The organism is Pseudomonas sp. LBUM1664, from assembly GCF_059695895.1.
Map to the genome: position 1 here is coordinate 975,273 of NZ_CP166791.1, position 21,586 is coordinate 996,858.

Sequence of the window (21,586 nt, forward strand, 5' to 3'; positions counted from 1 at the left end):
CAACCATGAGTGTTTATGAGTGGGCGAGACAAGAGATCAGGCGCAGCCACGATGCGGCCGTGGAAATCGGCTTTGACCCGGGCTTGAGCCTGCGTGCCTTGCTCAGTGCGATCGTGCAGCAGAGCAAGACAGTGCGCAGCGTTGAAGATTTGGCCGATGAATTGAGCTTCCTGGCGGAGAATCTCGACGATGAGCAGGACTACGGTTTCATGCGGCCTTAATGGCGAGGCTCGAAATCTTCGCTGAACAGGTCATCCTCGGCATCGGGGCTGACCGGAATCTTGTGTTCTTCCGACGCCCAGGCGCCCAGGTCGATCAGTTTGCAGCGATCAGAACAGAACGGCCGGAAGGTGTTCTCCATGCTCCATTCCACAGGGGCGCCACAGGTTGGGCAATCGACGGTTGGGGTTTGGCTCATGACTGGCCTCCACGCAAAGTAAGGTAAAAGTGATGCAGGCGCTCGACCTCGCTGTGCAGCCAAGCGAGGTCGCGGTCGTTGACCACCACGTCGTCGGCCTGGCTCAGGCGGTCCTGGCGGCTGGATTGGGCCTTGAGAATCGCCTGGACCTGCTGCTCGCTGGTCTGGTCGCGCTGCAAGGTGCGTTCGATCTGTAATTGTTCCGGCGCATCGATCACCAGAATCCGCTGAGTCATGGTGTACTGCCCCGACTCGATCAACAACGGCGATACCAGAATCGCGTAGGCCGATTGTGCCTGGGCCAGATGATGAGCGATTTCCTCGGCGATCAGCGGATGCAGCAGCGCCTCGAGCCAGCGGCGTTCCTCGGCATTTTCAAAGATCAGTTTACGCAGGGCCGCTCGGTCCAGCGTGCCGTCGGCCTGCAATACGCCTGGGCCGAAGTGTTCGGCTATTTTTGCCAACGCCGGGCGCCCCGGTTCGACCACCCAGCGCGAGGCGTGATCGGCGTCGACGACGTGCACGCCCAGGTCGATAAAGTGCTGGGCCGCCGCGCTTTTGCCACTGCCGATGCCTCCGGTCAGGCCGAGAATCCAGGGTTTTTCCACGGGGCTACTCATAAGAAATCGACATTAGAAACCGACAGACTGCCAATAGAAGTCGGTTATTTGACCACCCCAGAGCAAGGCAATCCAGCCGGCAATTGCCAGATAGGGCCCGAAGGGGATCTGCGTCGACACTGGAGCATCACGCATGCGCAGCACAATCACCCCGACAACGGCCCCCACCAGCGACGACAGCAGCAACGTCAACGGCAAGATTTGCCAGCCCCCCCAGGCTCCCAGCATCGCCAGCAGCTTGAAATCCCCGTAGCCCATGCCCTCCTTGCCAGTGATCAATTTAAATACCCAGAACACCGACCACAGCACCAGATAGCCGGCCACCGCACCCCACATCGCTTGGCTCAAGGAGACGAACAGCCCGAAGCTGTTGACGATCAAGCCCAGCCACAACAACGGCAGTACCAGCGTATCGGGCAGCAATTGATGTTCGGCATCGATCAGGCTCATTGCCAGCAGGCCCCAGCTAAACACCATCACCATCGCGGCCTGCCAGCCAAAACCGAAATGCCAGGCGACGAACGCCGACACGGCGCCGCAGGCCAGTTCGGTCAGGGGGTAACGCCTGCTGATGGGCGTAGCGCAGTTGGAACAGCGACCGCGCAATATCAGGTAGCTCAGCAGCGGGATATTTTCCCAGGCCCGGATGCGGTGACCGCAGTGGGGGCATTGGGAATGGGGCAGCATCAAGTTGTAGACCGGGCCGGGTGCTTCGGCAGGCAGGCCCAGAAGGTCATGGGCCTGCAGGCGCCATTCCCGCGAGAGCATCTTTGGCAGGCGCCACACCAGCACGTTGAGAAAACTGCCAATGATCAGCCCGAGCAGCAACGCAATGAGCACGAAGGCCAGGGGATAAAGCACGAAGAATTCGGTCAGGGGCATGTCAGATCGCAGAGCCGAGTTGGAAGATGGGCAGGTACATGGCAACCACCAGGCCGCCGACGACCACCCCCAGGACCACCATGATGAACGGTTCCATCAGGCTGGTGAGATTGTCCACCAGGTTGTCCACCTCGACCTCATAAAAGCTCGCCACTTTGTCGAGCATGTCGTCCAGCGCACCAGATTCCTCGCCGATGGCGGTCATCTGGATGGCCAGGTTCGGAAATATGCCTGAGGTGCGCATGGAAAAATTCAACTGCATGCCCGTCGAGACGTCCTGGCGGATGCGCTGCACCGCCCGTTTGAACACCACGTTGCCGGTGGCGCCCGAGACCGAATCCAGGGCTTCCACCAGCGGCACGCCGGCGGCGAATGTGGTGGAAAGCGTCCGGGCGTAGCGGGCCACGGCGGATTTGTACATCAAGGTGCCTATCAGTGGCAGCTTGAGCAGCCATTTATCGCGCCAGTCACGAAAACCCTGGGAGCGCCTGAGGGCGTATTTCACGCCAAAAAATGCACCCACTAGCCCGCCAAGCAGCAGCCACCACCATTGCTGCATGAACTCCGACAGGCCGATGACCATCACCGTGAAGGCCGGCAGTTCTGCGCCGAACCCGGCAAACACCGATTCGAATTGCGGCACGACCTTGACCAGCAGGATGCCCGTGACCACGGCTGCAACGAGCACCACGGCCGCCGGGTAGGTCATGGCTTTCTTGATCTTGGCCTTGAGGGCTTCGCTCTTTTCCTTGTAGGTCGCGACCCGATCCAGCAGCGTGTCCAGGGCGCCGGCCTGTTCGCCGGCGTCCACCAGGTTGCAATACAACTCGTCGAAGTACTGCGGGCACTTGCGCAACGCCGCGGCGAAGCTGTTACCGGCAGCGACTTCCTGTTTCACCTCGTCCACCAGCTTGCGCATGTTGGGGTTGTCGAAGCCTTCGCCAATGATGTCGAACGCTTGTAGCAGGGGCACGCCGGCCTTGAGCATCGTTGCCATCTGGCGGGTGAAGAGGGCAATGTCCAGGGGCTTGATGCGTTTGCCCTTGCTGAATATCGAAGTGGATTTCTTGCGCACCTTCTCGGGGTTGATGCCTTGCTTGCGCAATTGGGCCTTGATCAGGGCCGGGCTCTGGCCGGTCAGCTCGCCGGTCATTTTGGTGCCCTTGCGGTCCTTGCCTTCCCAAGTGTAAACATCGGTTTTTACTGCCTTGACCGCCATGTTCAATCCTTGGTGACCCGGTTGATTTCCTCGAGGCTGGTGATGCCCTGCATCGCTTTGAACAGCCCTGATGTGCGCAGGTCATTGAAACCGTCCTTGCGCATTTGCAGGTCGATTTCCAGCGAGTTGCCCTCGGCCATGATCAGCCGTTGCAGCTCGGGTGTGTTCTTGACCACTTCGTAAACCCCCACGCGCCCTTTGTAGCCAAGGTTGCACTGTTCGCAACCGACCGGCTCATAGATCGTGAACGAGCCGATGCGTTCCCGGGGGAAACCTTCCTTGAGCAGGGTTTCCTCGGGAATCTCGATGGCCCTCTTGCAATGTGGGCACAGTTTGCGCGCCAGTCGCTGGGCAATGATCAGGTGTACCGCCGTGGCGATATTGAAACCCGGGATGCCCATGTTGTGCAGCCGGATCAGGGTTTCGGCGGCGCTGTTGGTGTGCAGGGTCGAGAGCACCAAGTGCCCGGTCTGGGCTGCCTTGATGGCGATTTCGGCGGTTTCCAGGTCACGGATTTCGCCAACCATGATCACGTCCGGGTCCTGACGCAGGAACGAGCGCAGGGCCTGGGCGAAATCCAGCCCTTGGCGTGGGTTCACGTTGACCTGGTTGATGCCTTCCATGTTGATTTCCACTGGGTCTTCAGCGGTGGAAATGTTGATGTCCACGGTGTTGAGGATATTCAGCCCGGTGTAGAGCGACACGGTCTTGCCCGAGCCGGTCGGCCCGGTCACCAGGATCAACCCTTGGGGCTGTTTGAGGGCCGCCATGTACAGCTCTTTCTGGTCCGGCTCGTAGCCCAGGGCATCGATGCCCATTTGCGCGCTGGACGGGTCGAGGATCCGGATCACCACTTTTTCGCCCCAAAGCGTGGGCAGGGTGTTGACCCGGAAGTCGATGGACTTGGTTTTTGACAGGCGCATTTTCAGCCGGCCGTCCTGGGGCTTGCGCCGTTCGGAGATATCAAGACTGGCCATGACCTTGAGGCGCGCGGCGATGCGGCCGGCCAATTGGATCGGTGGCCGGGCCACCTCCCGCAGCATGCCGTCGGTACGCACCCGCACCCGGTAGATTTTTTCATAGGGCTCGAAGTGCAGGTCGGAGGAGCCGCCCTTGATCGCGTCCAGCAGCATTTTGTTGACGAACCGCACCACCGGCGCGTCGTCGGTGTCCTGACTGGCTATGGAGTCTTGCTTGTGGTCGTCGATCGACTCGATGTCCAATCCGTCGAGGTCGACATCGCCCATTCCTTCCAGGCCCGTGTTGCTGGATTCGAAAAACTTCTCGATGGCGTCGCTGAGCTTGTCGTCCTCCACCAGGATCGCTTCGGTGGTCAGGCCGGTACTGAATTGGATGTCATTGATGGCCTGGTGATTGGTGGGGTCGGAGATCCCCACGAACAGCTTGTTGCCGCGCCGCCACAGCGGCAGGGCGTGATGTTGGCGCACCAGTTTTTCGCTGACAAGGCCAGTGGGCTGGGTTTCTTTGTCCAGGCTGTTGAGGTCCAGCAGGGCGACGCCGAAATGTTCCGAGGCGATTTCTGCGACCTGGCGGCTCTGGACCAGTTTGTTTTGCACCAGATAACTGATCAGAGGTATGCGATTGCGTTGGGCCTGTTGGTACGCTTGCTGCGCATTTTGCTCGGTGATCAGTTCGGCCAGCACCAATTGCTTGGTCAGGCCGCTTAGGGCGATGTCATTCATGGGAGTACCGGACGCAGACAGTTCATGACTTATAGCCTAGTCAAGCATCGACGCCAAACCAGCGGGGAAGGGTGACAAAAAACGTCAGATAGTGCGGTTGTTGGGGTAGGACGCAGGAGTCGTGCTGGTTGAACCCCCCTGCTGGCGGGACCGGGAAGGTTGGCATGTGCCGTGCAACGGTCGCTTCAGGTCATGAGATTCACCTCATGCATTGGAGATGTCTATGAATAAGCAGAGTGGCTTTACCCTGATCGAACTGCTGATCGTTGTGGCGATCATCGGCATTCTGGCGACGTTTGCGTTGCCGCAATATTCCAAGTACCAGTCTCGGGCTAAGGTGACGGCGGGTCTGGCGGAGGCCTCCGCGTTGCAGGTGCCGTTCGAGGACGTCATGAATCAAGGCACAGACCCAACGCTGGCCAACATTGGCGGCACATCGCCCACCAGCAACTGCACGATGACTGCTTCAGGCGTTGCTTCGACCGGAGTGGGCAGTATCGTTTGCACAATCCTTAATGCGTCTTCGCCCATACTGGGTAAAACGATCACCTTCAGCCGTTCGGCAACGGGAGTTTGGAGCTGTGCCTCCACGGCCGCCCAGGAATACCTGCCGAAAAACTGCACGGGTGTTTAGCAGGTCCCTGATGTCGGTTTTCGCTTGATTGTGGTGAGGGAGCTTGCTCCCTCACCACAGAAAACCTCTGAAATTCATAAGCTTAGAAGGACGCCAAAACCTGCAACTTGCATGTCCAGAATCAGTGAGTCTTGCATTTTGCATGATTATGAAAATCACCGCTTCGCTTAACTCAATGATTTAAAAGGAATTGTTTTAAATTTCAAAACTGGCACAACGTTCGCACTACTCCTGACAACCCTGCCGGGATGCACGTCCGGCAGTTTTTGAGAAAAACAGGAGTTACTCGTATGAAGAAGTTCGCTATCACTGCCGCCGCCGCTACCGCTCTGACCCTGACCATGGCTAGCGCATTCGCCGAGACCACTCAAGCAACTCAGGCTCCGATGCTGCTGGCTGCTGGCGAAGTGACGGAGGCCAAAGAAGCCACCTCTGATACTTGGATCACCACCAAGGTCAAAGCCGACCTGGTTACCGAAAAAGGCATTCCAGGTACTGACATCAAAGTGGAAACCAATAAAGGCGTTGTGTCCCTGTCTTCGACTGTTGCCGTGACCGATGCTCAGAAGGCCACTGCCGTGGCTATTACCAAAAAGATCAAAGGCGTCAAAGCCGTATCGGCTGACGGCCTGAAAGCCGAATAAGGCTCAAGCTTCTCGCCTGAACGGGAGAAGGCACGGCAAGCGGGCTCAGATATACGTCTGCCGTTGCTTTGGAGTTCATGCGAAGGCCACACGGACGTGGCCATTACAGGCCCCCGTCATTCGTGCCGGGGGCCTGTTCTATTCTGGGATGGATCAATCTGCCGCCAGATTGCGGACCAGACTGAAGAACCGGGTTGCCGCCATCACGAGCAGGCTCGCTCCCATAGGTTCACCAAAACCCGTGGGAGCGAGCCTGCTCGCGATGGCGGCGGCACATCAAACACATTGTCCTGGACAAGCTCAGCGCCCGCGCTGGCTGGTGATCTGCACCAGCCGGTTGCCCTCGAAACGCAGGTACTGATACATGCCGTTGTTGGGGCCGTAGGTCCATTCTTCCACCGGGTATTCTTCCCGGCGATTGACGCTGCGCTTATAGCCCAGATCATCCCGCGCCGCAGGCTCGCCGCATTTTTGCAGCACTTCACTTGAACGATCACCGACGCTGATCAGCTGGCTGCCACAGCGCAGCGTATCGGCAGCCAACGCCTGGCCGGTGGCGAGCAGAAAACCCAGGCTGAGCCCGTACAGATGCTTCAACTTATTCGGCATCCAGATGCAGAAGGGTGATCACGCGCCCGTCGCTTTCGGCCTGGCCCAGGCTGGCGTCGATGAAATACACACGGTCGTCGGCCAAGTGGCCCTTGTCCACCAGGAAGTCCTTGATGCTGCCGGCCCGTTCCTGCCCCAGTTGGCGCAACAGTACGTCACTGCCGCTCCAGAACTTGATCACGCCTTCACGCAGTTTGTCGGTGCGAGCTTTTTTATCCAGTTGCGCCCATTCGGCTGGCGGCTGGGTCTTGAGACGGGTGCGATAGATGCCCTCGAGCAGTGGGGCCTTTTCATCTTCGGGCACCTGCAGCAGCGAAGCCTGGGCCGGTACTTTGTCGCCCCGGCGTTGCAGCATCTTGTAGTAGTTGTACTGGTATTCGCGCTCCAGACGCTGGGCGGCGAGGAGCGGGCCGTCGCTGCTTTCGGCGGCGGTGCCCTCGATCTCCAGACGCAGTTCCGGGCGTTTGCCCAGGGCCTCGGACAGCTTGAGCAGTACGCCTTCGTTTTCCTTGCTCAGGTCGCTGGAGCCCGGCGCGAACGACACATTGCCCAGGTCTTGCGAACCGCCACCGGCCACCAGCCCGCCGATGAGTTTGAACGGCGCCTGAGCCGCCCGAACCACCAGGTTGCGCAGGGTCTGCCAGACAATCGGCATGACACTGAATTGCGGATCGTTGAGGTTGCCGGTAACCGGCAGTTCGATGGAGATCTTGCCCTCGGAATCCTTGAGCAGCGCGATGGCCAGTTTGAGCGGCAGGCTCACGGCGTCCGGGCTGTCGACTTTTTCCCCCAGCTGCAATTGCTCGACCACCACTTTGTTTTCGGCCTGGAGCTGGCCCTTGGTGATCCGGTAATGCAGGTCAAGATTGAGCCGGCCCTTGCGGATGCGATAACCGGCGAACTTGCCGGAGTAGGGCGTCAGGGTCGTCAGCTCGACCCGTTTGAAACTGGTGGCGATGTCGAGACTGGCCATCGGGTCGAAGGGGTTGACCGCACCTTTGATGGTGACAGGTGCGTAGCGGTCGACCTTGCCCTTGATGTCCACGCTGGCCGGTTTGGCCTGGCGGCTGTCGATGGTGCCGATCTCGCCGTTGAGCTGCTGGATGGCGGTGGCGAAATTGGGCGTCAGGCTGAAGTCGGCGAAGTTGGCCGAGCCGTCATTGATGGCAATACCGCCGACGTGAATGCCGAGGGGTTTTTCCTGGGAGGCTGGTTTGGCAGCCGTGTTTTTTGTACCGCTGTCAGCCGGTTGCGGGATCAGCAGGTCATCGACGTTGGTGGTGCGGTCGTCGTTGATCATGAAGCGCGCGTAAGGCTGGAACAGGTTGACTTTGTCGATGGACAGGCTGTCGCCGTGCTGATAGTTGAGGCCCTCGAGCACAAGACGCTGCCACTTGAGGAAGTCGCGCGTCTTGAGGGTATCGAGGGTGTGCAGTTGATCGACCTGCGCGCGGCCGGTGACCGTGAATGCCAGCGGCTCGGTGCTCTTGAGGTCTACCGCCAGATCGCTGCCGAGCATCCCGGAGCGCAGCTCCAGGCGAATGAACGGGTTGATGTACGACTGGGCGACCCGCAGGTCGATGTCCTGGGTCTTGACCTTGAGCCTGGCGGTAACCGGGTTCAGGTTGACTTCGCCATCGGCCAGAATCTTGCCCTGTTTACCCAGGCCTGTTTCCAGCTTGAGGGTAAAGGGTGAGCCATTGAGGGTGTCGTAGTTCTGCAAGTCGAGGTTCAGCGGGCCGACTTCCAGTGCCACGGCTGGCTGCGCCTGGCGGTCGGCCAGATGCACCTGGTAGTCGCGCAGTTGCACGTCCTTCAACAACACCTGCCACGGTTTGCTCGGTGTCTCGGGTTTGGGTTGAGGCGAATCGGCGGCTGCCGGAGCCGACGCCGGCTCGACCTTGACCTGGGGTTTGGCCGGCTGGCTGGCGAAGAGTTTCTGCCAGTCCAGTTGCCCGTCTGCCTCGCGAGCGGCCCAGGTTTCCAGCTTCTGGCTGCGGATCTTGCCCACTATCACTTGCTGTTTGGCCAGGTCTACCGTGGTTTCACTGATATCCAGGCGTTCGAGTTTCACCAATGGGCGGCCATCGGGCGCCTTGAGGGAGAAGGGCGCGATGCTGACGGCCACGTTGTTGAGCAGCAGTTCGGTGCCCTTGGCCAGGTTGAGCTTGTAGTCGGTGCTGAGGTTCAGCACGCCGTTTTCCAGTGCCAGCGGTAACGCGTCGCGCACGTAGGGCCACCAGGCTTTCATCTGCCCGCCGGTGACTTTGAGTTTGCCTTCGGAGGCAATCGGCGTGAGGCTGAAATTGCCGCTCCAATCGATCTGCCCACCTTCAGGGCCCGCGGCCACCAGGGTCATGTCGGCGTTGTCGTCGGGCAGGGTGCTGAGGTTTTTCAGCTCGAAATCGAGGGTGTCGTAAAGAAACTCGATGGGCTCGCTGGGCCGCAAGTCCTGGAAGTGCACATATCCGCCGGCTAATTTGATTCGTTCGACCCTAAGGGGAAACGGCTTGGCCTCGGGATCGGCAGGCGTTGGTTCGCTGGCCGGCAGCTTGAACAGCCCCAACAGGTTCAACTGACCGTCCTTGGCGAACACGACCTCGGTCTTGGGCTTGTCCAGCTCGATGTCGACCAGGTGCAGGGCGCCGGACCACAGGCTGTCGAGTTGCAGGTTGGCGTACAGCCGTTCGAAGCCGACCTGTTCCTTGCCCGGTTCGCCGACAGTCAGGCCCCAAAGGGTGACTTCAAGGCTGAAAGGATTGAGTTCGATGCGCTGGATCTGGGCCGGCACCGTCGCATGCTCGGCCAGTTGTTGATTGGCGATCCGCAAGGCGACGCCTGGCAATATCAGAAAGCCCAACAGGCTGTAGAGGGCCAGTGCGGTCAACAGGGCGCCGAAAGCGCGAATCAATCCTTTGGGCATGTGTGGCTTCATCTAGTCTGAATCGGAATGCCTTGGAGTATGGCATGCGTTTACGGTTCCGAAGCCACTGTGATTTATGAGATTTGTCCGTTTTCGCCGTAAGAATTCAGGAGCGGGCTCAGAGTTGCAGGATCAGGGTCTTGAGCGGCGGTTGCTGGTCCAGCGAGGGGAAATCGCTGCCGGGCGTCAGCACGCTCCATTCGCGCACCGGGCGGCCGGTTTTTTCCGCACAGCGCAACACCTGTTCGCGCCAATCATCCATGGAGACTTTTGCCAGATTGTTACAGCAGATCAGTACGCCATTGTCGGCAGTGCTGAGCAGTGCCGGTTTGAGCAGGCTTTGGTAATCGCGCAACAGGTCGACAGTGCCGAACGCGCTCTTGGCCCACGCCGGCGGGTCGAGCAGCACCAGGTCGTACTGGCGTTGCTCCAGGCGCACGTAACTTGGCAACTTCTGCCCGCGTCGCTGGCTGATGGGCAGGCCGGCCAGTTGGCGGATCGCCGGGAAGTAATCCGATTGCACGAATTCCATGGTTGGCAAATCGGGGTTGAGCAGGCCGTTTTCGCGCCCGACCGCCAGGTTGCCTTCGGCGAAGTCCAGGTTGCACACCTCCCGCGCACCACCGGCCGCGGCGCTCAGGCCTACGCCGCAGGTGTAGGCGAACAGGTTCAGCACGCTTTTGTTTCGGCTGTGTTCCTTGACCCAGCCCCGGGCGTTGCGCAGGTCGAGAAACAGCAAGGGATCCTGCCCGGCATGGCGCCCGCGAACGCGATAGTTCAGGCCCCATTCATGGCCGACCAGGTCTTGCAGGGCTGCGTCGTCAGCCTGATACACCGTATCCTGGCGGTCGATTCGCGAATTGCCCCGGGCACGGTCGTTGTAGACCAGCAGGGTGTCCAGGCCCAGGCATTCATTGACGATGCCGTGCAGTTGCAGCAACGCATCGCGTTCCAGCGACTGATGGAAGCTCTGCACCAGCAGTTGCGGGCCGTAGCGGTCGATGGTCAGGCCGGGCGCGCCTTCCTGGCTGCCGTGGAACAGGCGATAGCAATCAGTGCCTTGCGGGTGCAATTGGCCGAGCAGGTCTTGACGTTGGTCGAGGGCGGCGCGCAGCGCCTGATTCAAGGAAGACATGCCGGGCGCGCCTTAAAGAAATGAAGCGCGGGAGTTTAGCAGTTATGGGCCAGACGCCCATCTGTGGCGAGGGTTTTATCTGTGGCGAGGGGATTTATCCCCTCGCCACAGGGACTCGGTGCCTCAGGGGAACCGAGTCGTCTGGCTCAGCGATTGAGGCGCTTGTCGATCAGCCCCTCCACGACGCTGGGGTCGGCCAGGGTCGAGGTGTCGCCGAGGCTGTCGAGCTCGTTGCAGGCGATCTTGCGCAGGATGCGCCGCATGATCTTGCCCGAACGGGTCTTGGGCAGTGCTGGCGCCCACTGGATCAGTTCCGGTTTGGCAAAGCTGCCGATTTCCTTGCTGACGTGGGCCAGCAATTGCTTCTTCAACTCGTCGTTGGCCTCGACCCCGTTCATCGGCGTGACAAAGGCATAGATGCCCTGGCCCTTGAGGTCATGGGGGTAACCGACGACCGCCGCTTCGGCGATGTTGTCGTGTAGCACCAAGGCGCTTTCCACCTCGGCGGTGCCGATACGGTGCCCGGAAACGTTGATCACATCGTCGATGCGCCCGGTGATCCAGTAATCGCCGTCTTCGTCGCGACGGGCGCCGTCGCCGGTGAAGTAATAGCCGGGGTAGGGCTTGAAGTAGGTGTCGACCATTCGTTGATGGTCGCCGTAGACGCTGCGAATCTGCCCCGGCCAGCTGGATTTGATGGCCAGCACCCCACTGCCGGCGCCGGTGATTTCCTTGCCCACGTCGTCCAGCAGCACGGGCTGCACGCCGAACATCGGCCGGGTGGCGCAGCCCGGCTTGAGCCGCGGGGCACTCACCAGCGGGCTGAGCATGATGCCGCCGGTTTCGGTCTGCCACCAGGTATCGACAATCGGGCAGCGCTGCCCGCCTACCACGTTGAAGTACCATTCCCACGCTTCCGGGTTGATCGGCTCACCGACAGTGCCGAGCAACCGCAGGCTTTTACGGGACGTTTCCTGCAACGGTCCGGGACCCTCGCGCATCAGCGAGCGCAGGGCGGTCGGGGCGGTGTAGAAAATGTTGACCTGATGTTTATCGATCACCTGCCAGAAGCGTGAGCTGCTGGGGTGGCTCGGCACACCTTCGAAGATCAATGTGGTGGCGCCATTGGCCAGCGGGCCGTAGACGATGTAGCTGTGGCCGGTGACCCAGCCGACATCGGCGGTGCACCAGAACACTTCGTTGTCGCGGTAGTCCAGGACGTACTTGAACGTCATCGCCGCTTGCAGCAGATAGCCGCCGGTGGTGTGCAGCACGCCCTTGGGTTTGCCGGTGCTGCCGGAGGTATAGAGGATGAACAACGGGTCTTCGGCGTCCATCGGTTCGGGAGGGCAGTCGTCGCTCATGTCGTGCATGGCCTGGTGGTACCACAGGTCACGACCTTCGACCCAGTTCACCTCCCCCTGGGTGCGTTCGACCACCAGTACGGTGCTGACATTCGGACAGCTTTCCAGCGCCTTGTCGACGTTGCGCTTGAGCGGCACAAAGCGCCCCCCGCGCACGCCTTCGTCAGCTGTGATCACGGTGCGGCAATCGGCGTCGAGAATCCGATCGCGCAGCGAATCCGGCGAAAAGCCGCCGAACACCACCGAATGCACCGCACCGATACGGGTGCAGGCGAGCATGGCGTAGGCCGTTTCCGGAATCATCGGCATGTAAATACAGACTCGGTCGCCTTTCTTCACGCCGCGATTTTTCAGCACGTTAGCCAGGCGGCAAACATGGTGATGGAGTTTTTTGTAAGTGATTTGTGCAGATTCGGCGGGGTTGTCACCTTCCCAGATGATCGCCGTCTGGTCGCCACGTGTTGCCAGATGTCGGTCGATGCAATTGGCGCTGACGTTCAGCTTGCCGCCCGCGAACCAGGTGGCGTCGCCGATCTTGAGGTCATAGCGCTGGACGGTTTGCCAGGGCGTCATCCAGTCGAGAAAGCGCGTGGCCTGCTCGGCCCAGAAGGCGCTGGGGTGTTCGATGGATTCTTTATAGAGCCGCTGGTATTGGTCCTGACTCAGTAGCGCAGCCCGGCGGACGGCATCGGCTTGGGGGTACTGGCTGATATCGAACATGACGGTTCCTTATTCTTGTTTTTGCGACAAGAGGGGAGCTGCACGACCGTCGTAGGAGCTGCCGAAGGCTGCGATCTTTTCTCTCAATGCACTTGAGCGCCAAGTGAAAGATCAAGATCAAAAGATCGCAGCCTTCGGCCGCTCCTACAGTGCCGTGTACCCCACGGTTTGCGGGTAACCCGGGCCGTAGGAACTGTCCTGAACGAAAAGCGACAGGGCGGGTGAGCCGCCCTCTCAGACTATCACCCGCGATGACGCCCGCGGAAGTAGTTGATCAAGCCCTGGGTCGAGGCGTCATCGGCCGGGGTTTCTTCGCTGCCCACCAGGCGGTTGTAGACGCCTTTGCCCAGTTCTTTGCCCAGTTCCACGCCCCACTGGTCGAAGGCGTTGATGCCCCAGACCACGCTTTGCACGAACACCTTGTGTTCATACAGCGCCACCAGTGCGCCGAGGCGGCGTGGGCTGATGCGTTCGACCACCAGGGTGTTGCTCGGACGATTGCCCGGGATCACCTTATGGGACGCCAGTTTCTGCACGTCTTCTTCGCTCGCGCCCTTGTCCCGCAGCTCGGCTTCGGCTTCGGCGCGGGTTTTGCCCAGCATCAGTGCCTGGCTCTGGGACAGGCAGTTGGCGTACAGCCACTGGTGATGGTCAGAAACCGGGTTGAAGCTGACGATTGGCACGATGAAGTCGGCCGGGATCAACTGGGTGCCCTGGTGCAGCAACTGGTGGTAAGCGTGCTGACCGTTGCAACCGACACCACCCCAGATCACCGGGCCCGTGTCGGTAGACACCGGCGTACCGTCCTGGCGCACGCTTTTACCGTTGGATTCCATGTCCAATTGCTGCAGGTGTTTGGTGATGTTGCGCAGGTAATGGTCGTACGGCAGGATCGCGTGGCTTTGCGCGCCCCAGAAGTTGCCGTACCACACGCCCAACAGCGCCAGCAGCACCGGCATGTTCTGCTCGAACGGTGCGCTCTGGAAATGCTGGTCCATGGAGTAGGCGCCGGACAGCAATTCCTTGAAGTTCGACATGCCGATGGCCAGGGCGATTGGCAGGCCGATGGCCGACCACAGCGAGTAACGCCCGCCGACCCAGTCCCACATCGGGAAGATGTTTTCTTCGCGGATGCCGAAGGCCACGGCGGCCGCGTTGTTGCTCGATACAGCGATGAAATGGCGATACAGCTCCGCTTCGGAGCCGCCCTGGGCGAGGTACCAGGCGCGGGCGGCCTGGGCGTTCTTCAGGGTTTCGAGGGTGTTGAAGGATTTCGACGAGACGATGAACAGTGTGGTCTCGGCGCGCAGCTTCATGGTCAGCTCGTGGAACTCGCTGCCGTCAATGTTTGCCAGGTAGTGGCAGCGAACGCCTTTTTGCGCGTAGGACAACAGCGCTTCGGACACCAGTTCCGGGCCGAGGAAGGAGCCACCGATGCCGATGTTCACCACGTCGGTGATCGGCTTCTCGGTGTAGCCACGCCACAGGCCGTCGTGAATGCGGCCCACCAGATCGGTAATCTGGTTCAGCACTTTGTGCACGTCCGGCATCACGTTGACGCCGTTCACCAGCAATTTATCGCCCACCGGCCGACGCAGGGCCGTGTGCAGGGCTGGGCGGTTTTCGGAGGCATTGACGATTTCGCCTTCGAACAGCGACTTGATCGCGCCCTTGAGGTCGACTTCATTGGCCAGGCCCACCAGCAGGTCGCGGGTTTGGGCGTTGATCAGGTTTTTTGAGTAGTCGAGAAACAGGCCACAGCTCGACAGGGTGAATTGACTGAAACGCTGCGGATCGGCATTAAACGCTTCGCGCATGCTGAAATCCTGCATGGCTTTGCGGTGGTCATTCAGCGCTTGCCAGGCAGGCAGAGCGGTCACGTCATGAGGGGTTCGGTAATACGCCATCGCTGCGGGTTTCCTTTTTACTTGAACGGCCTTTTGTACACTAAAAATTCCGGCGCGGCTTGAGGCGGGCGTCCGGACACTGCGTCGACACGATCTCTGGGCGCAGGGCGACTACAGTAAACCTCGCGTTGCGATCTGTCTTGGCTTTGTCAGACCGGTTCCCGGTACTTTTTTAACAACAGGCTTGGGAAGGGGCCGACAGACGGAAGGCCGATTCGGCCTTCCTGGCATAAAGGGAGTGGTGATGCTCGGGTTCGATCAGGCAACCTGAACCGGGATGGCATTGCTGGTGTGGCTCAGCTCGTTGCCCGGCGCCATGTACAGCATGCGTGGCTTGAAGTTGAGCAGTTCGGCTTCGCTGTAGTGGGCGTAGGCGCAGATGATGACGCGGTCACCCACCTTGGCCTTATGCGCTGCTGCGCCGTTGACCGAGATCATTCGCGAACCTTCCTCGCCACGGATGGCGTAGGTGGTGAAGCGCTCGCCGTTATCTACGTTGTAGATCTGGATCTGTTCGTATTCACGGATACCCGACAGGTCCAGCCACTCACCATCAATGGCGCAGGAGCCTTCGTAATCGAGCACGGCGTGAGTGACTTCGGCGCGATGCAGCTTGGCCTTGAGCATGATGGCGTGCATGAATGTTTCCTTTGGTCGGATCCGAACGGCGGGCAGTTTGCCCGAAGGCTTTGGAGGCGGCAATACATGAGGGATGTGCGAATGCAGTCTGTAAGACCGCGCACAACCCCGGTGGGAGCTAGCCCTGTGGGAGCAAAGCTCTGCTCCCACAGGGCCCACCCACATTAGGGCGGTTGTGGGTTCAGGCGGTTGCGTCGAGGTCCAGGTGCAGGTTGTCGATCAACCGCGTGGTGCCCAGGAAGGCGGCTACCAGAATCACCAAGTCGCGGTCTTCGCTCGTGGCCGGACGCAAGGTTCGGGCATGGCGGACTTCAAGGTAATCGGGACGCAGGCCCGCGGTTTCGAGTTGCTTGATTTGCTCGGCAACCAACGCCGGGAAATCCCGTTGCCCCTGCCTGATCGCTTCGGCAATCTGGCTCAAGCTGCGATAGACCAATGGCGCGACGGCGCGCTGCTCAGGGCTGAGGAAACCATTGCGCGACGACAGCGCCAGGCCGTCCTCGGCGCGAACGGTCGGTTCGCCGATGATCTGGGTCGGCATGTTCAGGTCATGGACCAGCGCGCGGATCACTGCCAGCTGCTGAAAGTCTTTTTGACCGAACACCGCCAGGTCAGGCTGGACCATGTTGAACAGCTTGCTGACCACCGTCGCCACACCCTCGAAATGCCCCGGCCGACTGGCGCCGCACAGGCCTTCGGACAATTGCGGGACGCTGACCCGGGTTTGTCCGGTCATGCCGTCGGGGTACATCTCATCGACGCTTGGGGTGAACAGCAGGTGGCAGCCGGCCTGGAGCAGCTTCTCCTGGTCGGCCGCCAGGGTACGCGGGTATTTGTCCAGGTCTTCGCCGGCGCCGAATTGCAGCGGGTTGACGAAAATGCTCGCCACCACGAAGTCGGCCCGTTGCGCTGCCTTGGTCACCAGCGCCATGTGACCGCTGTGCAGGTTGCCCATGGTCGGCACGAAGGCGATGCGCTTGCCTTCGCTGCGGGCACGGGCCACGGCGGCCCGCAGTTCGCGTACGGTTTTAACGGTGTTCATGCGGAAAATCCGTGTTCGACGCCTGGGAAGGTCGCCGCTTTGACTTCGGCAACGTAAGCGCCCAGGGCGGCCTGGATGGTGGTTTTCCCAACCATGAAGTTCTTCACGAACTTGGGCACGCGGCCGGTGATCGACAGCCCGAGCATGTCGTGCAGCACCAGCACCTGGCCGTCGGTGGCGCTGCCGGCGCCGATCCCGATCACCGGGATCTTCACCGCCTGGGTGATTTCTGCAGCCAGCTCGCTGGGCACGCATTCGAGCAGCAACATCGCGGCCCCGGCCTGCTCCAGCGCAATCGCATCGGCACGCATCTGCCGCGCCTGGTTTTCATTGCGACCCTGGACTTTGTAGCCGCCGAGGATGTTCACCGATTGCGGTGTCAGGCCCATGTGCGCGCACACCGGGATGCCACGCTCGGCCAGCAGCCGAATCGAATCGGCCAGCCACAACGCACCTTCTATTTTGACCATGTGGGCGCCGGCCTGCATCAGCTGGGCGCTGTTGGTCATGGTTTGTTCGAGGGTGGCATAGGCCATGAACGGCAGGTCGGCGAGGATCATCGCATCGGTGTTACCGCGTTTGACGGCGGCCACGTGGTAGGCCATGTCGGCGGTGGTCACCGGCAGCGTGCTGTCGTGACCTTGCAGCACCATGCCGAGGGAATCGCCCACCAGCAATACTTCGACACCGGCCTCGTTGCAGGTGTGGGAGAAAGTTGCGTCATAGCAGGTCAGCATGGTGATTTTTTCACCTTTTTGCTTGAGACCTTGCAGCGTGGTCAGGGTAATAGCTGGCATGAAAAAGTCCTCATTAGGCGCTCGTGAACTACTGCGAGTAACGCGCATGATTCGTCATTTATACAGGCGCACCCTCTATGCGTGGTGCTTGTAAGGCCTGGATTGCGCCCTTTAGCGCCGCGTTGGCGGCAACGGGACGCCTATAGTCGTGAGGAGCACTCGGGAAGTCAATTGGATGTGTTACCGCCGTGTGTTACCGGGGTTACTGATGCGTTTCAGCTTGACGGGAGGTGCCTGACACCACCCCCTGTGGGCGCGAGCAGGGGGTGATCTTCGTCAGTTAGGGGGCAAGCGTTCCAGGCCCGCAAACGGGCACGCGGCAAGCAGGTCCTTGAGCAGGCGCCCATCGGCCAGGCGCAGGTCGGCGGGCGCCAGCTCCGCCAGCGGATACAGCACGAAGGCCCGGGCCTGCATGTGGCAGTGGGGGACTTTGAGACGGGGGTCGTCGATCAGGCGTTCGCCGAACAGCAGAATGTCCAGGTCCAGAGTGCGCGGGCCCCAGCGTTCCAGGCGTTTGCGACCTTGCCCGGTTTCGATGGCTTGCAGCGCATCGAGCAGGTCCAGCGGTGCAAGGCGGCTGTCCAGCACCGCCACCGCATTGGTGTAGCGTGGCTGGCCCGGCAGCAGGGAATCGCTTTGATAAAAGGCTGAAACCCCCGCCAGTTGGGTCTCGGGCAGTTGCGCCAGCGCCTGGATGGCGCTGCGCAATTGTGCGGTGGGTTCGGCCAGGTTGCTGCCCATGCCGATGTAGACGCGTTCCATCGCTTACTCGCCCGAAGCGCTCGGAGCACCGGCACGTTTACGCTTGGCACCGCTGCTGCGACGCCGCTTGCGCGGGCCACTGGCGCCGTCTTCCTTGCCGCTGAGCTCACGAATCATCTCGCGGCGCTCGCTGTCGTTGGCGTCCTGGTAGTCGGTCCACCATTCGCCCAGGCCATCGGTCTGTTCGCCGGCGCTTTCGCGCAACAGCAGGAAGTCGTAGCCGGCGCGGAAACGTGGGTTGTCCAGCAACAGGTCGGCACGTTTGCCGCTGCGCCGTGGCAGGCGCTCCTGCATGTCCCAGATCTCGCGGATCGGCATCGTGAAGCGTTTTGGAATCGCAATGCGCTGGCACTGTTCGCTGATCAGTTCGTGGGCGGCTTCCTGCATCGCCGGGATCGGCGGCATGCCACGGTCTTGCAGGCGCAGCACCCGGGCCGGCAGGGCGGGCCAGAGCAATGCGGCGAACAGGAAGGCCGGGGTCACCGGTTTGTTCTGCTTGATGCGCAGGTCGGTGTTGATCAGCGCTTCGCTGATCAGGGTGTGGGTGTAGGTCGGGTTGTGCTCCAGCGCTTCGGAGCTGGCCGGGAACAGCGGGTCGAACAGTTGCAGGTCCACCAGCATTTCGAAGGTGTCTGCCGCGTTGCCCGACAGGAACAGCTTGAGCACTTCCTCGAACAGGCGTGCCGAAGGGATTTCCCGCAGCATCGGGGCCAGTTCGCGAATCGGCGCGGCGCTGTGTTTCTCGATGCCGAAATCCAGCTTGGCGGCGAAGCGCACGGCCCGCAGCATCCGCACCGGGTCTTCCTGGTAACGCTGCTTGGGATCGCCGATCAGGCGGATCAGGCGATTGCGGATATCGTGAACGCCATTGGCAAAATCGAGGATGCGTTCGCTGACCGGATCGTAATACAGGGCGTTGATGGTGAAGTCGCGGCGTTGCGCGTCTTCCTCCAGCGTGCCGTAGACGTTATCGCGCAGGATGCGCCCGCTCTCGTTGCGAGAAGACTGGTTGCTGTCTTCTTCCTCATCGTTTTGCGGATGGTTGGCGCGGAAAGTCGCCACTTCGATGATTTCGCGACCGAAGTGGATGTGGACCAGCTTGAAGCGCCGGCCAATGATCCGCGCATTGCGAAATTCGGCCCGTATCTGTTCCGGCGTGGCGCTGGTGGCGACGTCGAAATCTTTGGGCGTGATGTTGAGCAACATGTCGCGCACGCACCCGCCGACCAGATAAGCCTGGTACCCGGCGTTCTGCAGGCGTTCGACGATGTTCACCGCATAACGGCTGAACTGGGCCTTTTGCAATGAATGCTGGCCGCTGTTGAGCACTTCAGGCGTGCTGCGAATGTGTTGCGTACGACGCAAGGGAGAACGGAATGACTGGAACAGCTTCTTCAGCATGGGATGCACTGTTTGAAGGAATATTCGGCCAAAAACAAAGAATGACCGCATGATGGGCGGGGATTCTAGCATTTAGTCGGGGGATGGTGTAGGACGGAGCAGTTTTGAGCTGCAAGCTTCTAGCGACAAACCTTGTAGGCTTCAGGGAAGGGGAATGACAGAAACCACAAGGGGAGCCGAAGCTCCCCCAGAATTAGTTGCATGCTCGTTTTTATTATTGGTTTCGGGCTTCTTGTTTTTATTGAGTGCCCGCGTCACGAGGTTTTCCCTTCGTGACTCTCCCAATCGGGAGCCAAGAGCAAACGGATTGCTTTGGTCGCTGTGTTGCAGTGATCAATCGATCCAACCAGTTCAGGCATCTGTCTTGAGACAGCTTTTTATTGTTCTCGGCCTGGTTGTGGGGCAAGCCCCAAATACAACGCCTCTCCAAAAGAATCAGTTAGCTACGCCTCTCGCCGTCTTGTTTTTATTGTGCGTGAGTCGATTCGTCTTATTTTTATTGTCGTGTACATTGCTTGTTATTGTTCTTGTACCAAAGCTATAGCAGGGTGCGTGCCAACTTTTGAAAAGCCCAGCGAAACCGGGGGTTCTATGGTTATTCCGGTTTTTTCAGGGCGAAAAAAAGCCGGGGTTTCGTTACCGTAAACCCCGGCTTCTGTTACGTGAAAAAGCTGAGGTAACAGTTTTTTCACATCTGGCGGTGTTACCCGCGCACGTCAGCTTTCGCTGGCCACCCCGGTCTTGCGTCGCGGAATACCCAGGCGCTGGCGGCGTTCCCACAGGCACTTGCGGCTTACGCCCAGCTTGCGCGCCAGTTCGGTCTCGGTCATGTGATCCTGGTGTTCTAGGACGAAATGCTGGAAGTAGTCTTCCAGGGACAGGTCTTCGGTCGGCTCGTGGCTGGTGTTGTTGGCGGAACCTTGTTGAGGGGCCAGGCCGATGAACTCTTCATCGTCCAGATCACTCAGCTCGATGTCGATGCCCAGCAGGTCGGCGGAGATTTCCGGGCTCTCGCACAGGATCACTGCCCGCTCGACCGCGTTTTCCAGCTCTCGAACGTTACCCGGCCAGGCGTAATGACGAATGGCCTGTTCGGCATCCGGGGCGAACTTTAGGTCGGTGCGGTTGACCCGAGCGCTCTGGCGGGCGAGGAAAGCATGGGCGATTTCGTTGACGTCCGCACCACGCTCGCGCAGTGCCGGCAGCTTCAAGGCGATCACGTGCAGGCGGTAATACAGGTCTTCACGGAACTGGCCGATTTTCGCCAGGCTCTTGAGGTCCCGGTGAGTGGCGGCGATCAGGCGTACGTCGACTTTTTGCGACTGCACCGAGCCGACCCGGCGGATCTCGCCTTCCTGAAGCACCCGCAGCAACCGCGCCTGGGCTTCCAGTGGCAGCTCGCCGATCTCATCGAGGAACAGTGTGCCACCGTCCGCCGCTTCCACCAGCCCGGCACGCCCGGCGCTGGCACCGGTGAACGCACCTTTCTCGTGGCCGAACAGCTCGGATTCGATCAGGCTTTCAGGGATCGCCGCGCAGTTCACCGAGATCATCGGGGCCTTGGCCCGACGAGACAGGTTATGCAGGGCACGAGCCACCAGTTCTTTACCGGTACCGGATTCGCCTTGGATCAGGACATTGGAATCGGTCGGCGCCACTTTGCGGATCTTGCTGTACAGGTCCTGCATGGGCGGGCAAGAGCCGATGATGCCGATTTCGCCGTTATTGTTGCTGGCACCGGCTTTTGCGGAGGCTGCGATTTTGCCGTTCGTCGGTTCCGGTGGGTTGCTGGTCGCCGCCTGTCGGTCGCGCAGGATGCGGGCCACGGCCTGGAGCATTTCGTCGTGGTCGAACGGTTTGGCGATGTAGTCCACCGCGCCCATTTTCATGGAGTCGACCGCCGAGCGCAGGCTGGCGTAGCTGGTCATGATCAGCACCGGCGTGCCCTGGCCGAGCTTGATCAGCTCGGTGCCGGGGGCGCCGGGCAGGCGCAGGTCGCTGACGATCAGGTCAAACGTTGGGATGCTGAAACGCTCTTGTGCTTCCTGCACGGAACCGGCTTCGCTGACTTGGTACTGGTTGCGTTCCAGCAGGCGACGCAAGGCGGAGCGGATAATTGTTTCGTCTTCGACGATCAAAATGTGCGGCATTGATTCGATTCTCTCGA

General features: G+C 60.4%; 19 protein-coding genes. 3 read left to right on the top strand and 16 right to left on the bottom strand.

What is annotated here, in order from left to right; all coding sequences use genetic code 11:
* Window positions 1-5: 5 nt before the first annotated feature.
* The gene (locus ACA047_RS04540) at window positions 6-221 is read left to right on the top strand and encodes a hypothetical protein (protein WP_497357058.1); all 216 of its coding nucleotides are present in this window, start codon (window positions 6-8) and stop codon (window positions 219-221) included.
* Here the strand turns inward: ACA047_RS04540 and yacG are convergent.
* Genes yacG through pilB form a run of 5 tightly spaced genes read right to left on the bottom strand, consistent with a single transcriptional unit; the run spans window position 218 to window position 4,842 of the window.
* Window positions 218-418 carry a DNA gyrase inhibitor YacG gene (gene yacG / locus ACA047_RS04545; protein ID WP_497357060.1) on the bottom strand — a complete coding sequence of 67 codons (201 nt, stop codon included), beginning with the start codon at window positions 416-418 and terminating at the stop codon, window positions 218-220. The two genes, ACA047_RS04540 and yacG, sit on opposite strands and share 4 nt — an antisense overlap.
* The gene (gene coaE, locus ACA047_RS04550) at window positions 415-1,038 is read right to left on the bottom strand and encodes a dephospho-CoA kinase (RefSeq protein ID WP_497357062.1); all 624 of its coding nucleotides are present in this window, start codon (window positions 1,036-1,038) and stop codon (window positions 415-417) included. The genes yacG and coaE overlap by 4 nt, the downstream gene beginning before the upstream one ends.
* 12 nt (window positions 1,039-1,050) lie before the next feature.
* On the bottom strand, window positions 1,051-1,920 hold the full coding sequence (locus ACA047_RS04555) for a prepilin peptidase (protein ID WP_497357064.1): 870 nt from the start codon (window positions 1,918-1,920) through the stop codon (window positions 1,051-1,053).
* A 1-nt stretch (window position 1,921) separates the two neighbouring features.
* Entirely contained in the window at window positions 1,922-3,139 is a 1,218-nt protein-coding gene (locus tag ACA047_RS04560; RefSeq protein WP_497357066.1) for a type II secretion system F family protein, read from the bottom strand.
* Window positions 3,140-3,141: 2 nt separating this feature from the next.
* Window positions 3,142-4,842: a type IV-A pilus assembly ATPase PilB gene (pilB, locus tag ACA047_RS04565; RefSeq protein WP_497357068.1), complete on the bottom strand. Its 1,701-nt coding sequence runs from the start codon at window positions 4,840-4,842 to the stop codon at window positions 3,142-3,144.
* 223 nt (window positions 4,843-5,065) lie between these two features.
* Here pilB and ACA047_RS04570 point away from each other — a divergent pair, with 223 nt between their 5' ends.
* A complete protein-coding gene (locus ACA047_RS04570; protein WP_497357070.1) occupies window positions 5,066-5,476 on the top strand; it encodes a pilin in 411 nt (136 codons plus the stop codon).
* Between the two features lie 290 nt (window positions 5,477-5,766).
* Window positions 5,767-6,120: a BON domain-containing protein gene (locus tag ACA047_RS04575; RefSeq protein ID WP_497357072.1), complete on the top strand. Its 354-nt coding sequence runs from the start codon at window positions 5,767-5,769 to the stop codon at window positions 6,118-6,120.
* A 300-nt stretch (window positions 6,121-6,420) separates the two neighbouring features.
* Here ACA047_RS04575 and ACA047_RS04580 read toward each other — a convergent pair whose 3' ends face one another.
* The 11 genes from ACA047_RS04580 to ACA047_RS04630 all read right to left on the bottom strand — a co-directional run bounded on the left by ACA047_RS04580 (window position 6,421) and on the right by ACA047_RS04630 (window position 21,569).
* Window positions 6,421-6,717, bottom strand: a complete 297-nt coding sequence (locus ACA047_RS04580) for a DUF2845 domain-containing protein (RefSeq protein ID WP_497357074.1) — start codon at window positions 6,715-6,717, stop codon at window positions 6,421-6,423.
* Between the two features lies 1 nt (window position 6,718).
* Window positions 6,719-9,652 (bottom strand): DUF748 domain-containing protein, encoded by a 2,934-nt coding sequence (locus ACA047_RS04585; protein WP_497357076.1) that lies wholly within the window; start codon window positions 9,650-9,652, stop codon window positions 6,719-6,721.
* Window positions 9,653-9,770: 118 nt separating this feature from the next.
* Window positions 9,771-10,787: a class I SAM-dependent rRNA methyltransferase gene (locus ACA047_RS04590; protein WP_497357078.1), complete on the bottom strand. Its 1,017-nt coding sequence runs from the start codon at window positions 10,785-10,787 to the stop codon at window positions 9,771-9,773.
* Between the two features lie 146 nt (window positions 10,788-10,933).
* Window positions 10,934-12,871, bottom strand: a complete 1,938-nt coding sequence (acs, locus tag ACA047_RS04595; protein WP_497357080.1) for an acetate--CoA ligase — start codon at window positions 12,869-12,871, stop codon at window positions 10,934-10,936.
* Between the two features lie 242 nt (window positions 12,872-13,113).
* The gene (gene pgi, locus ACA047_RS04600) at window positions 13,114-14,778 is read right to left on the bottom strand and encodes a glucose-6-phosphate isomerase (RefSeq protein ID WP_497357082.1); all 1,665 of its coding nucleotides are present in this window, start codon (window positions 14,776-14,778) and stop codon (window positions 13,114-13,116) included.
* Between the two features lie 258 nt (window positions 14,779-15,036).
* Window positions 15,037-15,417, bottom strand: coding sequence for an aspartate 1-decarboxylase (panD, locus tag ACA047_RS04605; protein ID WP_003228271.1), 381 nt, complete (start codon window positions 15,415-15,417; stop codon window positions 15,037-15,039).
* A 181-nt stretch (window positions 15,418-15,598) separates the two neighbouring features.
* Window positions 15,599-16,459, bottom strand: a complete 861-nt coding sequence (gene panC, locus ACA047_RS04610; RefSeq protein ID WP_497357084.1) for a pantoate--beta-alanine ligase — start codon at window positions 16,457-16,459, stop codon at window positions 15,599-15,601.
* Window positions 16,456-17,256: a 3-methyl-2-oxobutanoate hydroxymethyltransferase gene (gene panB / locus ACA047_RS04615; RefSeq protein WP_497357086.1), complete on the bottom strand. Its 801-nt coding sequence runs from the start codon at window positions 17,254-17,256 to the stop codon at window positions 16,456-16,458. The genes panC and panB overlap by 4 nt, the downstream gene beginning before the upstream one ends.
* A 276-nt stretch (window positions 17,257-17,532) precedes the next feature.
* On the bottom strand, window positions 17,533-18,018 hold the full coding sequence (gene folK / locus ACA047_RS04620; protein WP_497357088.1) for a 2-amino-4-hydroxy-6-hydroxymethyldihydropteridine diphosphokinase: 486 nt from the start codon (window positions 18,016-18,018) through the stop codon (window positions 17,533-17,535).
* Window positions 18,019-18,021: 3 nt separating this feature from the next.
* Window positions 18,022-19,419: a polynucleotide adenylyltransferase PcnB gene (locus tag ACA047_RS04625; RefSeq protein WP_497357090.1), complete on the bottom strand. Its 1,398-nt coding sequence runs from the start codon at window positions 19,417-19,419 to the stop codon at window positions 18,022-18,024.
* Window positions 19,420-20,135: 716 nt separating this feature from the next.
* The gene (locus ACA047_RS04630) at window positions 20,136-21,569 is read right to left on the bottom strand and encodes a sigma-54-dependent transcriptional regulator (protein ID WP_497357092.1); all 1,434 of its coding nucleotides are present in this window, start codon (window positions 21,567-21,569) and stop codon (window positions 20,136-20,138) included.
* Window positions 21,570-21,586 lie beyond the last annotated feature (17 nt).

Excerpts from the sequence above, each read along its gene's own strand:
- ACA047_RS04590 (WP_497357078.1), bottom strand. The coding sequence starts at position 10,787 with ATGTCTTCCTTGAATCAGGCGCTGCGCGCCGCCCTCGACCAACGTCAA.
- ACA047_RS04575 (WP_497357072.1), top strand. The coding sequence starts at position 5,767 with ATGAAGAAGTTCGCTATCACTGCCGCCGCCGCTACCGCTCTGACCCTG.
- panD (WP_003228271.1), bottom strand. The coding sequence starts at position 15,417 with ATGCACGCCATCATGCTCAAGGCCAAGCTGCATCGCGCCGAAGTCACT.
- yacG (WP_497357060.1), bottom strand. The coding sequence starts at position 418 with ATGAGCCAAACCCCAACCGTCGATTGCCCAACCTGTGGCGCCCCTGTG.
- ACA047_RS04555 (WP_497357064.1), bottom strand. The coding sequence starts at position 1,920 with ATGCCCCTGACCGAATTCTTCGTGCTTTATCCCCTGGCCTTCGTGCTC.
- ACA047_RS04540 (WP_497357058.1), top strand. The coding sequence starts at position 6 with ATGAGTGTTTATGAGTGGGCGAGACAAGAGATCAGGCGCAGCCACGAT.
- pgi (WP_497357082.1), bottom strand. The coding sequence starts at position 14,778 with ATGGCGTATTACCGAACCCCTCATGACGTGACCGCTCTGCCTGCCTGG.
- folK (WP_497357088.1), bottom strand. The coding sequence starts at position 18,018 with ATGGAACGCGTCTACATCGGCATGGGCAGCAACCTGGCCGAACCCACC.
- pilB (WP_497357068.1), bottom strand. The coding sequence starts at position 4,842 with ATGAATGACATCGCCCTAAGCGGCCTGACCAAGCAATTGGTGCTGGCC.
- coaE (WP_497357062.1), bottom strand. The coding sequence starts at position 1,038 with ATGAGTAGCCCCGTGGAAAAACCCTGGATTCTCGGCCTGACCGGAGGC.
- ACA047_RS04560 (WP_497357066.1), bottom strand. The coding sequence starts at position 3,139 with ATGGCGGTCAAGGCAGTAAAAACCGATGTTTACACTTGGGAAGGCAAG.
- acs (WP_497357080.1), bottom strand. The coding sequence starts at position 12,871 with ATGTTCGATATCAGCCAGTACCCCCAAGCCGATGCCGTCCGCCGGGCT.
- ACA047_RS04585 (WP_497357076.1), bottom strand. The coding sequence starts at position 9,652 with ATGCCCAAAGGATTGATTCGCGCTTTCGGCGCCCTGTTGACCGCACTG.
- ACA047_RS04570 (WP_497357070.1), top strand. The coding sequence starts at position 5,066 with ATGAATAAGCAGAGTGGCTTTACCCTGATCGAACTGCTGATCGTTGTG.
- ACA047_RS04630 (WP_497357092.1), bottom strand. The coding sequence starts at position 21,569 with ATGCCGCACATTTTGATCGTCGAAGACGAAACAATTATCCGCTCCGCC.
- ACA047_RS04625 (WP_497357090.1), bottom strand. The coding sequence starts at position 19,419 with ATGCTGAAGAAGCTGTTCCAGTCATTCCGTTCTCCCTTGCGTCGTACG.
- panB (WP_497357086.1), bottom strand. The coding sequence starts at position 17,256 with ATGCCAGCTATTACCCTGACCACGCTGCAAGGTCTCAAGCAAAAAGGT.
- panC (WP_497357084.1), bottom strand. The coding sequence starts at position 16,459 with ATGAACACCGTTAAAACCGTACGCGAACTGCGGGCCGCCGTGGCCCGT.